The organism is Clostridium sp. AM28-20LB, assembly GCF_003480665.1.
GTDB lineage: Bacteria > Bacillota > Clostridia > Lachnospirales > Lachnospiraceae > Otoolea > Otoolea fessa.
In genome coordinates this window covers 189435-205311 of the sequence record NZ_QUJN01000002.1, presented here as the reverse complement: position 1 = coordinate 205311, position 15877 = coordinate 189435, and the positions used below count along the sequence as shown (strand labels likewise).

The 15877-nt window shown below is 43.0% G+C and carries 15 protein-coding genes, 2 tRNA genes, 1 pseudogene and 1 other annotated feature; of the genes and pseudogenes, 4 read left to right on the top strand and 14 right to left on the bottom strand.

Going from position 1 to position 15877, the window contains the following annotated elements; genetic code table 11:
* Positions 1–33: 33 nt before the first annotated feature.
* Both DW739_RS05715 and DW739_RS05710 read right to left on the bottom strand, forming a co-directional pair.
* Positions 34–104, bottom strand: a tRNA-Gly gene (locus DW739_RS05715).
* A gap of 22 nt (positions 105–126) precedes the next feature.
* Positions 127–199, bottom strand: a tRNA-Phe gene (locus DW739_RS05710).
* Between the two features lie 292 nt (positions 200–491).
* Positions 492–742, top strand: a binding site (T-box leader).
* Between the two features lie 189 nt (positions 743–931).
* Here DW739_RS05710 and DW739_RS05700 point away from each other — a divergent pair.
* Positions 932–1978: an ABC transporter substrate-binding protein gene (locus DW739_RS05700; RefSeq protein ID WP_118742788.1), complete on the top strand. Its 1047-nt coding sequence runs from the start codon at positions 932–934 to the stop codon at positions 1976–1978.
* Between the two features lie 221 nt (positions 1979–2199).
* Complete coding sequence (locus DW739_RS05695) at positions 2200–2688, top strand: hypothetical protein (RefSeq protein WP_118742787.1); 489 nt, start codon at positions 2200–2202, stop codon at positions 2686–2688.
* A 22-nt stretch (positions 2689–2710) separates the two neighbouring features.
* On the opposite strand, the gene DW739_RS05690 is transcribed toward DW739_RS05695, so the two are convergent.
* The 9 genes and pseudogenes from DW739_RS05690 to dfrF all read right to left on the bottom strand — a co-directional run bounded on the left by DW739_RS05690 (position 2711) and on the right by dfrF (position 10364).
* The gene (locus DW739_RS05690; RefSeq protein WP_002303255.1) at positions 2711–4324 is read right to left on the bottom strand and encodes a recombinase family protein; all 1614 of its coding nucleotides are present in this window, start codon (positions 4322–4324) and stop codon (positions 2711–2713) included.
* A gap of 111 nt (positions 4325–4435) precedes the next feature.
* Entirely contained in the window at positions 4436–4645 is a 210-nt protein-coding gene (locus DW739_RS05685) for a hypothetical protein (protein WP_002303258.1), read from the bottom strand.
* Positions 4646–5633: 988 nt separating this feature from the next.
* Positions 5634–6848 carry an XRE family transcriptional regulator gene (locus DW739_RS05675; RefSeq protein ID WP_002303260.1) on the bottom strand — a complete coding sequence of 405 codons (1215 nt, stop codon included), beginning with the start codon at positions 6846–6848 and terminating at the stop codon, positions 5634–5636.
* Positions 6849–6975: 127 nt separating this feature from the next.
* Complete coding sequence (locus tag DW739_RS05670) at positions 6976–7446, bottom strand: GyrI-like domain-containing protein (RefSeq protein WP_002303261.1); 471 nt, start codon at positions 7444–7446, stop codon at positions 6976–6978.
* Positions 7443–7685: a DUF3781 domain-containing protein gene (locus tag DW739_RS05665; protein WP_002303262.1), complete on the bottom strand. Its 243-nt coding sequence runs from the start codon at positions 7683–7685 to the stop codon at positions 7443–7445. The genes DW739_RS05670 and DW739_RS05665 overlap by 4 nt, the downstream gene beginning before the upstream one ends.
* A gap of 545 nt (positions 7686–8230) precedes the next feature.
* The gene (locus tag DW739_RS05660; protein WP_002303421.1) at positions 8231–8761 is read right to left on the bottom strand and encodes a dihydrofolate reductase family protein; all 531 of its coding nucleotides are present in this window, start codon (positions 8759–8761) and stop codon (positions 8231–8233) included.
* 184 nt (positions 8762–8945) lie between these two features.
* Positions 8946–9392: a hypothetical protein gene (locus DW739_RS05655; RefSeq protein WP_118742786.1), complete on the bottom strand. Its 447-nt coding sequence runs from the start codon at positions 9390–9392 to the stop codon at positions 8946–8948.
* 40 nt (positions 9393–9432) lie between these two features.
* Positions 9433–9765, bottom strand: a complete 333-nt coding sequence (locus tag DW739_RS05650) for a DUF3784 domain-containing protein (RefSeq protein ID WP_055304369.1) — start codon at positions 9763–9765, stop codon at positions 9433–9435.
* A 103-nt stretch (positions 9766–9868) separates the two neighbouring features.
* Positions 9869–10364: pseudogene (dfrF, locus tag DW739_RS05645) on the bottom strand (trimethoprim-resistant dihydrofolate reductase DfrF).
* A 382-nt stretch (positions 10365–10746) separates the two neighbouring features.
* Between dfrF and DW739_RS05640 the strand changes: the two are divergent.
* Complete coding sequence (locus DW739_RS05640; protein WP_118742785.1) at positions 10747–11229, top strand: hypothetical protein; 483 nt, start codon at positions 10747–10749, stop codon at positions 11227–11229.
* Positions 11223–12023 carry an ATP-binding cassette domain-containing protein gene (locus DW739_RS05635; protein WP_118742784.1) on the top strand — a complete coding sequence of 267 codons (801 nt, stop codon included), beginning with the start codon at positions 11223–11225 and terminating at the stop codon, positions 12021–12023. Before DW739_RS05640 ends, DW739_RS05635 begins: the two co-directional genes overlap by 7 nt.
* 92 nt (positions 12024–12115) lie before the next feature.
* Here the strand turns inward: DW739_RS05635 and rsmA are convergent, their stop codons facing one another.
* From rsmA to metG, 3 genes are all read right to left on the bottom strand, one after another.
* Positions 12116–12973: a 16S rRNA (adenine(1518)-N(6)/adenine(1519)-N(6))-dimethyltransferase RsmA gene (rsmA, locus tag DW739_RS05630; RefSeq protein WP_118522242.1), complete on the bottom strand. Its 858-nt coding sequence runs from the start codon at positions 12971–12973 to the stop codon at positions 12116–12118.
* Positions 12974–13042: 69 nt separating this feature from the next.
* The gene (locus DW739_RS05625) at positions 13043–13810 is read right to left on the bottom strand and encodes a TatD family hydrolase (protein WP_118742783.1); all 768 of its coding nucleotides are present in this window, start codon (positions 13808–13810) and stop codon (positions 13043–13045) included.
* 21 nt (positions 13811–13831) lie between these two features.
* Entirely contained in the window at positions 13832–15823 is a 1992-nt protein-coding gene (gene metG / locus DW739_RS05620) for a methionine--tRNA ligase (RefSeq protein ID WP_118742782.1), read from the bottom strand.
* Between the last annotated feature and the right edge of the window lie 54 nt (positions 15824–15877).

Genomic DNA, 15877 nt, shown 5'->3' with positions numbered 1-15877 from the left:
CATCCCGCAAGAACGAAACGTGACAAAAGAAAAAGCGGGTGATGGGAATCGAACCCACGTATCCAGCTTGGAAGGCTGGTGTTCTACCATTGAACTACACCCGCATGATAAATTATGAAATTGTAATGCCCAGAACCGGAATCGAACCAGTGACACGAGGATTTTCAGTCCTCTGCTCTACCAACTGAGCTATCTGGGCATCCTGAGGAATCCTGTGATTCTCATGTTCGCTTTCGTCTTTTGTTCAGCGACATGTGTTATTATACTAGAGAGCCTTTTAAATGTCAACTGTTTTTTCTACTTTTCTAAATTTTTTCAAAAACTTTTTCAACTTGCTGTTCCTGCCGCACAGCCAACGTCCACATCTTCATCTCCAAATTTTCCGTAAACAATGAAAAAACCGACCTTTTTTCATTTTCCTGCATCTTTTTGATTTTGATGGTTGACAAATCCTTTTGGGTGTGTTTATAATGCATGTAACGAAGAACACAGATAAACCGATGAGGAAGAGGAGTATCTGACCTATGTATCGCCACAGAGAGTTCCGGATGGTGGAAACGGAACGCCTTACCGTCAGTGAATGGACTTCCGAGGGCAGCCTTGAACGATTGCTTCAGTAGGGGCTGACGGGACCCCACCCGTTATCCATCGGGGCACGTATGATGGTACGTGTAAGCGAGTGGACATTTTCACAAATGTCAATTTGGGTGGTATCGCAGAAGTTTACGCTTTTGTCCCATGTATGGGGACAGAGGCGTTTTTTAGTTTCTGGAAACATTCTCAGTAAAATCTTTCATCACGGCGCGCGGCGCCAAACCAAAGAGAATCTTCTTTCCAGACACATTCTTTACTCTGCTCCGGCAAGGCAGACTGATACATCTGCCATCCAAAACAAATATCAAAATAAGAATAAAGAATGGAGAAAATGACTATGAAAAAGAATCTGAAAAAATTATTTGCACTTGGATGCACCGCAGCCCTGACACTGACAACCGCAGGATGCTCTTCCAGCACATCCAACAACGCTTCCGAAGCAGACACCACCGCCGAAAGCTCTCAGGAAGCTTCCGCGGACAAAGAAATTTATAATGTAGCGATTGTCAAACAGCTCGACCACGCTTCCCTCGATGAGATTGCAAATGCAGTCGAGGCAGAGTTAGATAAAATCGCCGAGGATAACAATGTAACCATTCACTACGAACTGTACTCCGGCCAGAATGACCAGACAACCTTAAAGCAGATTGGTGATCAGGCGGTTGCTGACGGTGTTGACGCCATCATCCCGATTGCAACCCTGGCTGCACAGGTAGCGACCGTATCCGCACAGCAGACCCAGACACCGGTTGTCTACGCCGCTGTTTCCGATCCGGAAGCCGCTGAGCTGACCGGCATCGACTATGTAACCGGTACCAGCGATGCGCTGAACACTAAGAAAATCATGGATATGATGTTTGCCGCAAACCCAGATGTTAAAAATGTGGGTCTTTTATACTCCTTATCCGAGGCAAACTCAACCAAACCGATCGCGGATGCAAAGGCATACTTAGATGAAAAAGGCATCTCCTACACCGAGCAGACAGCAAACACCAACGACGAAGTTATCACCGCTGCTTCCTCCCTGGTTGCCGACAAAGTAGACGCTATCTTCACTCCTACCGACAATGTCATCATGGCAGCTGAGCTGGCTATCTTCAAGGATCTGGCTGCTGCAGGCATCCCGCACTATACCGGCGCTGATTCCTTCGTCCGCAACGGCGCATTTGCTACCTGCGGCGTCAACTACACGGACCTTGGTGCACAGACCGCTGACCTTGCTTATCAGGCAATCACCGAAGGCATGGACGGTATGGAAGACTACTACACCGCAGAAGGCGGCATCGTAACCGTAAATACCGAGACTGCCAAAGCCCTGAATATCGACACAGCTGTATTTAAGGACTTTGGCGATATTGTAGAGGTTAAAACCACCGAGGACTAATGCATCCTCATCCGGCGGCACTTTGATTTTCATTTGCCTGACATTTGTTTCATAACCGATCCACCAATTTTTACATATTATAATGTTTGACTAACTTTCATGTACTCTCAGAGCCGCAAGACAGGCCAGACGCCCGCCGCATCCCCCACTTACCACGCGGCTGGCGCATCTGCCTTATGAACGTTCTGGGAGTACCGATCATTCTACGGAGGTAATTTCCCATGCTTCATATTTTACAAACCGCTCTGGAACTGGGATTTCTGTATGCGCTTGTGCCAATGGCGCTGTTCTTGAGTTTCCGCATACTGGATATCGCAGATATGACGACGGACGGCTGTTTCGTCCTCGGCACAGCGGTATCCGTCACAATGGCTGCGGCAGGGCATCCATTTCTCGCGGTTCCGGCTGCCATGCTTGCAGGCATCTGCGCCGGATTTGTCACCGCATTTCAGCAGACCCGTCTCGGTGTGCCGTCCATTCTCGCCGGTATCATCACCAATATGGGACTCTACACCATCAATCTGATGGTGATGGGCTGGAGCGCTAACGTGAGTCTTTTAAAGGCAGAGACCATCTTTTCCGTGCTTCAAAAAACCGGTATCGGGGGCGACTGGTATGAAGCACTTCTGGCAATCTGCGTGACCGTGCTTGCGGGCGCACTGCTCGTTTATTTCCTCGGTACCCGTCTGGGACTCTCCGGTTTCCCTTAGTTAAAAATATTACTCTTGTTGATTACTCAACTCTTCCAATAAATCGGTAATATATCTCAATTTCCTGTATTCTTTCGTTATCCTCATTCGTTGTTGCTTCATGTATGAGGATTTTTTCTATCATGGCATTTAATAATGGTGCTGTCAGTTCCTTTGGTACGGAATATTCCTTGATTAACTCAATCCACTTTTCAGCACCTATCATATCCTGTTCCATTTTACTTAGTTCTTCTCTTAGGCTTGTTATCTGCTGTTCCAGTTCTATCTGTTCTTTTTGGTACTTGCTGGACAACATCACAAAATTTCGCTCTGTTATCTTCTCACAGGCTCTATCTTCATACATTTTCGCAAATAAACGGTCAATCTCATTTTGTCTGTTCTCGGCTTTCTTCAATGTACTTGCCTTTTTCTTCTTTTCCCGTATTCTCTCTGCATTGCCAGCTTTCTGTATCTTGTTCAATACCTTTTCTTCGTCCTGCTGTACTGCCTTAGCCCAATACTGCAAGCGTTCCAATACGGCTTGATACAGCACATCATAACGAATGTAGTGCATAGAACAATTACCTTTGCCAAACTGCCCGTAGTAACTGCAAGCATAATAACTGTAAGGCGTTTTATTTGTCTTATTCGTTCCAAATCTCATAGACCAACCACAATCCGCACACTTGACAAGCCCTGCAAAAATCGGCGTTGCCTTTTCCTTTGTCTGTCTGCGTCTTGATTTTATCTGCTCCTGCACACGATAGAACACTTCCTTGTCAATAATCGGCTCGTGAGTGTTTTCTACTCGAAACCATTCACTTTCGGGCTTACGCACTTTCTTTTTGCTCTTGAACGATACCGTAGACTGCATATTGTGAACACTGTTTCCGATATAAACCTCACTTTTCAATATCGCCTTGACATGAGCAATCGTCCACTCATAACGCTTACTTTCGGGTTTTCCCTCAAAGATATGTGCAAAAGTACCGTATCTTGTAAAATTTAGCCATGACGCTGTCGGAACTTTTTCTGCTCTTAACTGCTTTGTGATTTTTGCACTTCCGTAACCTTGATAGGCTAGGGAAAAGATTTTTTCAATAATCCATTTTGTTTCATCATCAACCAACAGTTTTCCTTTGATGTCAGGGTGTTTCTTATATCCTAACGGAGCATAAGCACCGTAATGAGCCCCCTCCGCAAACTTTGTCTTAAATGCTGATTTGACTTTACGGCTTGTATCTCTTGCCACCCATTCATTGATGATGTTCTTAAATGGTGCAATCTCACTTTCGCCTTTTTCGCTGTCTACACCGTCATCAATCGCTATGTAGCGGACATTATGACTAGGGAAATACAATTCTGTATATTGTCCTGTCATAATATAATTTCTGCCAAGACGGGAAAGGTCTTTCGTTACAACACAGTTGATTTTTCCTGCCTCTATATCCTCAATCATTCTTTGAAAACTCGGTCTGTCAAAATTTGTTCCCGACCAGCCGTCATCAATATATTCATCAATGACATTCAAATGATGTTCTTTTGCATATAAACGCAACATACTTCTCTGTGTGGTAATGCTGGAACTTTCGCCCTGTAATTCATCATCTCGGCTTAACCTAAGATAAAGTGCAGTATTGTAAATCTGTTGTTTCATTGTCAGTTATCCTCCTTTATAACTAACCCGTGTTTACAATACCTGCTTGCAAGTAAAGTATAACACGGGTACTTTTTGTCATTCAATCTATTTCTTACAACTGCACCGATTTTATGCGATTGTCTGCTTTGCTTTTTCCAGCATGACATCAGTTAGAAGTTCTTCCATTGTTTTGCCCTTTTCGGAAAAATGCTCTTTTACTACAATCTTTGTCTTTCCTCTGTTGCCAATGCCACACTTGCCATTTTTCTTTTGAATTGTTTTTACAGCATTATCAATAACACATACCCCCTTTCTGTAAAATCTTTCTAAGCAATTCAACGGCTTTTGTCATAGCCCACAGGAGTTCCACCTCTGCATAGTTCTTATGTAGCCGTACCCATTGCGTGCGACGCTCTTAATGCTCAAGCTGTGGCTGTACGGGAGTATCATTATCTGACAGTACAGGTCATGGCGATAAAAGAGGACAAATCTTTTACAAGAACACAAATAGGTTTTCGCTCGCTCTTGCAGGGGAAAGGTCGTGGCGTATTTGTTTCAACGGCTAGCTGTCTGTCAAACGTATTGAATAGCTTTATTCAGTTGTCAAAGAACGATTGAAAGAAAAAAATCGTCTTTCCTATATATCGCGTTGGAAAAGAGGAGAAACGTAACCAAAATCCAAAACTTTTTCCATTATTAGTACAAATGGAACGGTTCATTTTGGCAATCAACGGTTGATTTTCTCCTTTTTCACTACTATCTGTACAGCAAACGTCCATTTGCTAAGTTTAAATGGAAAAATTTTAACTTCTTTTCATGCACCATATAGGGATAGAAAATGTCATTTTGCTAAGTTGATGATGAAAAAAGAATATTTTCCTTTTCACACCCTAACTACCCAAACCATACCGTTACTGCCAACAATAGAATGAAATATTTTCTTTGCACCATATAGGGAACGGAAACCTTAAATTGTTAAGTTGAGAACAAAGTATTTTCATCTTTTCACATCAACACTCAACTGCTAATGCCTGTTTGAATACAAAATGATGATGTTTTTCCTCTTTTCACAGAAGACTGTCCACTAATCACGAATTTCCGTCATTTTTTCAAAACTTTTTTCTTCTTTCACTTCATATAGGGACAGCAAGCCCCGATTTAATGACCTATTTTCAAAAAAAGTTTAGATTTCCTTTTCTCGCACCATATCTGTACGCAAGTAGCCATTTTGTTGCAGATTTAATAAAAAATTTATTTTTCTTCTTTCACTTCACATAGGGAATGAAAACAGCTCTTTGCTGACTAAATCTGAAATTTTTCAATTACATTAAAAAATACCGTCATTCTCTTGTGGAACAGCGGTATCTATACGTTCTTCTATGGTTGATTTCTCTAATTGTAATAAATGTTTATGCTTGTCTTTTAGTTCTGCCTGCTCAATCATATCTTTCAGTATCGTTGTACGATTTTCTCTGTCTAATGCCTGTACCATTTTTATGGTTGGTGCGACTTGTCTTTGTAGCCAATGCAACGCTTTTTGTAAAGTGTAAGGCTCTGGCTTTGTGGTTAAGCGTATCGGCTCTCTGTTTTCCCCTACAAACCATGCCCAATCATCATTTGTTATCCATTGACTTTTTGGCTTGTCGTCCTCTCTGTCAACAAAGCGGACATAATGATTGATGATAGAAAAAGCGGTGCGTTCAGCGTCCCGATAGGTCAGTAAATCTACAACCGCATAATAGGCTCGTTCGTTCTTCATGCGTATTTCAAAACGGTTCTTAATCTCCGTATCTTCAATTTCTGTGCCATTCTTGACATACTGCTCATAATTTTTCTGATAAGCACACATATATAATTCGCTACTTGTTGAACCGAGATATAAGGTTTCTCCTGTATTCTTTGGTAAATCGCTACCGCATTTTTCTGTACCGCTGTAATCTTTCTGCATACGGAAGTAGGACATACATTCGCCAGCCTTGTATTTTTCCTTTAACTTTGGAATATCCAATATTCCTGCTTTATCATTGATAGCCAAATCAAGCCGTTTCATCACACCACCAGCCGTCATACAATCCAGCATGAAGTCATACCATGAGCGTTCCTGTGCCAGCAGATAACATTCCATTTGCCGACAGCCTTTGCCTTTCAGTTCCAATAAAACACCTAAATGCTCCTGCATGGAACACATGATATTGATGTCGCCAAGTACATATTTGCTTTCATATCCGTATTTTCCATAATCTTCATAAAGCATGTAATTAGATTTCAGTTGTAATACATCACGGATAATCGCCAATGCGTCCGTAGTAGGAAAGCGGACACGAAAGTAATCAATCAATAAGAATAGTGGTTCTTGCGGATTGAAACGCTCAATCTGTTTTTCTATGATTTCTCTTAATTCGTCATTCAATGGCTGTTTTCCTTTTTCAATGCGGTTGTAATATTCACGGCTGATACCACAGGCAACAGCAAGCCTTGTTTGTGTTACTCCGTATTCCTCACGCTTTTGTCTTAGTTCTTCAATAAAGTTTTTATCATTCATTCTTCAATTCCTCCAATCAAAAAAGGCAACTACCATAATTGATAATTGCCTGTCATTAAAAATCTGTATAGAAAAAGCAGTCAATCCTAAGACTAACTGCTTTGTGTGTATGGATATAAAATTGCTTCTAATCTTGAATAGGTATCCAAATTTCAATAACTGAATTATCACTATTCCAATGAAAACGATAATCGTATTTTTCAAAGTGTAGGATAATATCTTTTATAGGAATATACGATGTACTAGGAATAATTTCTTCATAAATCTTGCCATAAGTTTCATATATTTTATCCATAGCACCAATATGCTCCACAACCAAATATTTATAAGACGGTATTTCTTTATACAGAAAGCCCTCTGGGGTAATGGTTCTTTGGGGAATAGAACAGAAATAATAAAGTTTTCCATTTCTTCTTTCCATAAAAGCATATTTTACCCAATTTCCTGATTGTGAAAGATACGCTTTTTTCAAACTACTGTTAAACTTTCTCCAAAACTGTGTACTAATCTGAATATTCTTTTTTTGATAATTAGTCAGTTCTACTTCCTGCCCAATAACTGCAAATGCGTTTAATTCCTTTATAGAAAAATTTATCATTTTACCTTGTGAGCAGTGATAACGGTATAACTGTACGCATTTACCGTTATAATACAATTATCAATCGTTATATACCAGTTTTTTCCTTTTCTTGTGATTTCCGCATTAGAAAGGCTAATTTTTTCTTTGCACCATTCAATTACATTTTCTACATTCAAAGATAAGTTCTTTTTAATTCTAATAACGCCAAGTTCAGTTGTGTGAAGTCTTCCTAAGTTTTCCAGTAATTCATTTTCCATATTTTGATACCTCATTTTTCAGCAAATTTATTTGTATGTTTTATACCCCAATTATAACATTCTCATATCAGCACTACAATAAAAATAATTAAGCACCAATAATCTTATTGAACATCTCCAACCGTAAATCTTTCACACCATCAGTGATAAACACTGAGCTGACAGCAATTACGACAACTACCATAATTGCCTGCACTTAAATTTCTGCAAAAGAAAACGACAATCAATTTCTTATTTTTTGAAATCAACTGTCTTTCTCATATTTACTATTCAATTTTCATAGTGATATAGGTACAATTTATATCACTACTGTAAAAATGGGGTTTTGCCTTATAAATACAGCGTTTTCCGCTTGTTAGTGTATAGTGTTTCTTGTTTTTTGTGCCCCCCTTGTTAGATAACGGGGGCTTTGAACGGCTCGCAAGCTCGCCGAACCGCCGAAGCGAACCGCCCCCTTGCAAGCATGGCGGAAAAATCTTAAGGATTTTCCCGCCAACGTGGTCGGATCGCTCCGTCGGTTTAACAGCTTTTCTGTTTCTCTCTAGTTATCTACGCATATAAATCAAATCGGTTATTCCGTTATAAGTCTGTGTTTTACAAAGCCTTAACTTTATTTCCCTGTCTATGTTGCCCAAAAGACGAACCCCATTTCCTAACAGAGTAGGAATAACAGAAATGTAATATTTATCAATCATATTTTTGCTTACCAACTGCTGAACAAGATTTGCTCCGCCACAAATCCAAATATCCTTTCCTGCTTCTTGTTTTAGCCGTTCCAATAATAAAACAGGATTTTCACTTGTAAAATGAATTTGTTGGGAAGAATTGCACTCTTTATGTGTTAATACATAAGTTGTAAATTTATTATATACCCATTCTTGCGGAGAAAGTTCAGTAACAACCTGATGAGAAGTATTCCACCCCATTAAGACAGTATCTATATCTTTGGTAAATTCTGTATAAGTGTCGATGTTTTCATTGTCATTTCCATGACCATTTAGCCAAGCTACTCCACCATTACCGTCCGCAATATATCCGTCAAGGCTCATGGCAATAAATAAAACTACTTTTCTCATTTTTTCTCTTTTATAAATACAAACAGGAATTTATTTCTCTTTTTTACTCATAAGGGAACAACTGATTGCTACAAATAAACCCATTAAAATCCATGGAAATGCTGCTCTTATAAAATCACTAACCATACTTTATTCCTCCTTAAATTCCAATTTCCTTAGTTCTACAAACTGGAATTTGTAAATATCATTTTACATTTTTATATGAAATCATAATATGACTTGGTGCAAATAATACTGATGCAATAATCAATAGCACTGACCTACTCATAATCCCACTAAATAAGAACAACATTGAAGGAATAATAGAAAGTGCTAATGCTCTGAAAACGCTGTTTTTCTTAAAACATATAATCCAAATAGCACAATAAAGCATTACCAATATGGTATCTACAATCAGATATAGTGCAAATGCTTCGTCAGACCACCACCCGAACCAAGTTCCCGGAATATTGATTATCATGAATCCGAAACAACCCAATCTCCCTACTTGTTCTGTGACCTCAACATATTTATTGTTCCACTTATTATCAAATCCATCTTTGCACTTAATCACAAATACAACATTGGGTATCATAATGACTGCAATAAAAATCAGCCCAAAAACATTAAACCATTCCATATTATCTACCATCACAAACTTCGATTTTCTCAATTCTCCAAACTTGATGTTATTACTTTCTGCATAGTGTGTTTCCTAAAATGATAATTACCACGACATCAACCAAAATAATCCCCAATGCAATATATATAAAAAATGCAGGCAAAATATTTTCAAACAAGCTCATAGTTAATGCAAGAATTGCTATAATAGACATTCCAATTCCCATTGTTCTGCATAACTTCTTTTCATCATATTTTTCCTTTTCTTCTCTTGAAGCTGTATTATATCCAGAAATGAACCAGCTTCCATGTCCAGAAAGTAAAATAATAGAAAGTACAGCAAATATCGCAAAGACAATCCACACTATCCAATCAGAGCCTGTTGCTAAATCTGCTAATTTCATTTACATACTCCTCCTTACATTTCATTTTCTTAATTCTATAAACTGGAATTTGTCTTACAACAATTTATATATGCATAAAAAGCAATATATTTATGAAAACACCCTAAATCCAAAATTTACTCAATTCATTTTTTCCTTACATAAAATGTTCTCGTATATTTCACTTCCTCACCAAGTGTTTCCCCTATCAAAACTTCAAAATCATTGATATCAAATTCTGGAAAGAATGTATCTCCATCTTCAATATTTAAATCTACTTCTGTGATATACATTTTATCTACTATTTGCAAAGCTTCCTTAAATAGTCCATATCCACCAGATATGTATACATCTCGTCCTTTAGCCAATAATAATGCATCTTCTAATGATTTAACTGAAACTAAATTATCTCCTTGATACTCTGTTGTGGTGGAAACAACAATATTCATTCTATTAGGCAACGGATGACCGATTTCTTCATAAGACTTTCGCCCCATAATAACCACATTACCCGTTGTTAACTCTCTAAATTGCTTTTGTTCTCCCTTTATTTTCCATGGTATATTACCATTCTTGCCTATAACATTATTCTTTGACCTCGCAACAATCAAACCTATCATCTATTTCATCCTCCATAATATGATGTCGTACCTGTGATTCCATCAAGTGCACCACATCTTAACAAACTCAAAATTATCTCGAACTAACCAGCTCGACAAATTCCTTTTTTGTCTTCATCTGCATTATATCATATTGTTATAAGCATTGCCATTTCTTTTCTGCTTTTGAAAAGTTACTTATCAGCCTATGTTTTGTAAAGGGTGATATTCAGCATTTCTCACGCAACAAGCCCTTGACAAACCATAGACTAATAAGTTTTAAGGTAATCAAGCAGAAATGAAATAGTCTGCTGTTTCACGGCAACAAAAAAGAGATACCAACACACTTATGTAGTATCTCTTAGTCTAGTAGCAATATTCTTTTGTTTGCAAGCAGGTAAACATGGGCTGTTTCTTAATATCTTTTTGTTTGGGAAACACCATCCGGGCAACCGGCAACAACATTGACATGGTGCGTGCCTCCTCCATCAACCCGGCATTTACCATCACCATCGGCTTATGCATCGCCAATGCGCTGACCGCGCTCTCCGGCGCAATGGTCGGTCAGTACCAGAATACCGCCGACATCAACGGCGGCACGGGTATCGTCGTGATCGGTCTTGCCTGCCTGATCATCGGTGAAACCGTCCTCGGGCGCCGCGGTGTGGCAAGAGGCGTCATCGCCACCGTCATTGGTTCGATTATTTACCGTTTTATCTACGCCATCGTCCTGTATACAAAAATTATGCCGGTACAGGGACTGAAACTGGTTACCGCTGTGATCGTGGCGCTGGCAATCGCATTTCCGACAATCCGGAAATGGGCGGCATTCCAGACACGTAAAAATGCAGCTGCACGCCGGAAGGGAGGACACGGAGCATGTTAAATATTCAGTCGATATCAAAAACCTTTAATCCGGGAACTGTCAACGCCAAACAGGCGCTCTCCGGGCTGTCCCTGCATCTGAACCACGGCGATTTTGTGACAATCATCGGCTCCAACGGCGCCGGAAAATCGACCCTGTTCAATGCAATTGCCGGCAGCTTCTACGTCGATGACGGCTTTATCGAGCTGGACGGCGAGGACATCACCTATATGCCGGAGCACAAGCGCAGCCTGATGGTTGGCCGTCTCTTCCAGGACCCGTTAAAGGGCACGGCTCCGGGCATGACGATCGAAGAAAATCTTGCCCTCGCCTATCTGCGGACAGCAGAAGGAAAATCACCATTTTCCCGCATTTCCAAGAAAGATAAGAATGCGTTCCGCGAACGCCTCTCCCTCTTAAATATGGGGCTTGAAGACCGGATGACCCAGCCGGTCGGACTTCTCTCCGGCGGTCAGCGCCAGGCCCTCACTCTGCTCATGGCAACCCTCATCACGCCAAAGCTTCTGCTGCTCGATGAGCACACTGCCGCCCTCGATCCGGGAACAGCTGAAAAAGTACTGGAACTGACGAAAAATATCGTTGCTGAGGAGAAAATCACCTGCCTGATGATCACCCACAATATGAACCAGGCGCTGGAGCTCGGGAACCGCACACTCATGATGGCAAACGGAAATATCGTGCTCGACGTCGGCGGCGCAGAGCGCGCTTCCATGACTGTCGAAGATCTGATCGCCCGCTTCAAGACCGGCGCAGGCCACGCGCTGGATAATGACCGAATTTTGTTGTCGGAATAATTTTAAAAAAGCAAAAAATTCAAAAAGTCCCATCCTTTCAGATTTGAATCTGCATAAGGATGGGACTTTTTTATATTTCTCTTATCCAATTTCTATTTCCCAAGCACATCCGAAAGCGCTGCAAACTGCGCCAGCGTCAGCGTCTCGCCGCGCACGGACGGGGAAAGTCCCAGCGACTCGATTGCGGCTGCGATCTCTTCCTTGCTAAAGGAGAGATCCTGCGCGTTGGAAAGCCCGTTCTGCAGGGTTTTCCGGCGCTGGTTGAAGGACGCGCGGATGAGACGGAACATTAAATCTTTATCCTTTACCTCCACCGGCGGCTTCGCATGGCGGGTCAGACGGATGACCGCTGAGCCGACATTCGGACGCGGAATGAAACAGTTCGGCGGCACATTTGCCACGATGTATGGCTCGGCATAATACTGAACCGCCAGCGACAGCGCGCCGTAATCCTTCGAGCCCGGACCAACCTGCATCCGGTCTGCGACCTCTTTCTGCACCATAACCGTAATATTGTCGATCGGCGCACCGCTCTCAAACAGCCCCATGATGATCGGGGTCGTGATATAGTACGGCAGGTTCGCCACGACCTTAACCGGACGTCCGCCGCCTTTTTCTTCCGCCATTTTTTTTATGTCAATCTTTAAAATATCTTCATTGATGACAGTTACATTTTCGCAGTCCTGAAGCGTATCTTTTAAGATCGGAATCAGATTTGTGTCGATCTCCACGGCGATGACCTGTCCTGCCGCCTGTGAAAGGCGCTGTGTCATCGTACCGATGCCAGGACCGACTTCCAGGACGGTGTCCTCCTTGGTCATGCCCGCCGCTGAGATAATCTTGTCCAGCACGTGCGTATCAATCAGAAAATTCTGACCGAATTTTTTCTGGAAGGCAAAATTGTATTTCTGTATTACTTCGATTGTATTCTTCGGGTTTCCAAGATCCATTCCGAAAATCCTTTCCCGGAGTCCGGAACCTGACCGAGACACCACCCAGCCAGATTCCTCCTCTCTTCTTTACATTAACCGGTACAGCCTCCGCGCATTCTCTTCAGTCGCACGGACGATCTCTTCCGGTGTACATTTCTTGATTTCTGCCAGCTTTTCCGCCACATATGGCAGGTTCAGTGAGGAGTTGCGTTTGCCGCGGTTGGGAACCGGAGCGAGGTAGGGGCAGTCGGTTTCGAGTACCAGACGGTCGAGCGGCGCCATCTCGGCTACTTCCAGAAGCTTTTTCGCGTTCTTGAAGGTCAGTACGCCGCCGATGCCTAAGTAAAAGCCTATCTTTAAATATTCTGCCGCCATCTCTTTTCCATAGGAGAAGCAATGAATCACGCCGCCTATCTCCTCGGAGTGCTCTTCCTTCATGATATCGAGCGTATCCTTCGCCGCGTCGCGGCTGTGAATGATGACTGGAAGTTTTAATTCCCGCGCCAGATTTAACTGGCGGTGGAACCATTTCTTCTGGGTCTCATGATCCGGCTCTTCCCAGTAATAGTCGAGACCGATCTCGCCGATCGCCACGATCTTCCCGGACTGTGCCAGCACACGGAGTTCGGCAAATTTTTCCTCGTCAAGCTCTGCCGTGCTGCTGGGATGGACACCGACCGCGCCGTAGATAAAGGGATATCTCTTCGTCAGTTCAATGGTGGTCTTTGTGCTCTCCATATCGGCACCCACATTGACAACCGTTCCGATCCCGCCTGCTGCCAGACCGGAAAGCAGTTCTTCCCGGTCCCCGTCAAACGCCTCATCATCGTAATGAGCGTGTGTATCAAATATCATATAAGTTATATTCCTTTTTTCTTAGCAGATCTCCGCACCCGCCGGCATCTCTTTCTCCGTTGTCATCAGGGACAGCTTTCCGTCTGCATCCTCGGCACACAAAATCATGCCCTCGGAGAGCAGACCTGCCAATTTCGCCGGTTTTAAGTTGGTCACAACCATGACTCTCTTGCCGACCATCTCCTCCGGGGAGTAGGAATGCTTGATGCCGCTGATGATCTGGCGCACTTTGCTTCCGACCTGAACCTGGGAGCAGAGAAGCTTCTTGGACTTCGGAACAGCCTCGCAGGAGAGGATCACGCCAACCTGGAACTGCAGTTTTGCAAAATCATCGTAGGTAATCTCTGCTTTCGGCTCGATATCGATGCCCTCTGCTTTCTCGTCCTCTTCCTTCTCCGGCTCTGCCTTTGCAGCAACTGCCTTCTTCTGCTCTTCCTGGATAACTTTGACTTTCTTCATCACATCGTCGAGTTTCAGGCGGGCAAAGAGAACCTCCGGCTCCTCAGTCACCTTATTACCGGACGGATAACGGCCAAATTCATCCATCTGTGGCAGTTCACGTTTTACGGTATTTAATTCTTTTAAGATCTTCTCAGAGGTCTCCGGCATGAAGGATTCAAGCAGGGACGCACCGATCGTGATAGACTCAACCAGGTTGTAGAGAACAGTCGCAAGACGATCCTGCTTGTCCTCTTCCTTTGCCAGAATCCACGGGGTTGTCTCGTCAATGTATTTGTTGCTGCGGCGGAAAATATTGAAGATCTCGGTGATCGCATCGGCAACGCGCAGCTTATCCATCTTCTCATCGACCTTGCGGACTGCTTCCAGCACTACCTTCTTCAGATCCTCGTCCACCGGCTCCGTCACGCCCTTGTCGGCTACCACGCCGCCAAAGTACTGGTTCGTCATCGATACCGTTCTCTTTACGAGGTTGCCGAGGATATTTGCCAGATCCGAGTTCAGTCTCTCTACCATCAGCTCCCAGGTAATAACGCCGTCGTTCTCAAACGGCATCTCATGCAGAACGAAGTAGCGAACTGCATCCACGCCAAAGAAATCAACCAGTGTATCGGCGTAAATCACATTTCCCTTGGATTTACTCATCTTGCCGTCGCCCTGTAACAGCCACGGATGACCAAATACCTGCTTTGGAAGCGGCAGGTCGAGTGCCATCAAAAAGATCGGCCAGTAAATGGTATGGAAACGGATAATATCCTTACCAATCAGATGCAGGTCTGCCGGCCAGTATTTCTTGAACAGCTCTCCGCTCTCGCCGTCACAGTCATATCCAAGACCGGTGATATAGTTGGTCAGTGCATCCAGCCATACATATACAACGTGCTTCGGGTCGAAATCAACCGGAATCCCCCATTTAAAGGAAGTACGGGAAACACACAGATCCTGCAGACCCGGAAGCAGGAAGTTGTTCATCATCTCATTTTTACGGGAAACCGGCTGGATGAACTCCGGGTGCTCATTGATATAATCGATGAGTCTCTGCGCATATTTGCTCATACGGAAGAAATATGCCTCTTCCTTCGCCGGCTGTACCGGGCGTCCGCAGTCCGGGCATTTGCCGTCTACGACCTGGGACTGGGTCCAGAAGGACTCGCACGGGGTACAGTAAAGTCCCTCGTAGCAGCTCTTGTAAATATCGCCCCGATCATAGAGCTTCTTGAAAATCTTCTTTACCTGCGCCTCATGATCCTCGTCAGTGGTGCGGATAAATTTGTCGTAGGATGTATTCATCAGATCCCAGATCATCTTGATCTCACCCGCCACGTTATCGACAAACTGCTTCGGCGTGATGCCAGCCTCATCTGCCTTTAACTCGATCTTCTGACCATGCTCATCGGTGCCCGTCTGGAAACGCACATCGTAGCCCTGCGCTCTCTTGTAGCGCGCAATGCTGTCCGCCAGTACGATCTCATAGGTATTTCCGATATGCGGTTTGCCCGATGTATAGGCAATCGCAGTTGTTATATAGTAAGGTTTCTTACAGTTCTGACACATTTATCATGCCCTCCTTATTAAAATTGCGCTTTAAATTGTGTTCTTCACAAAAAA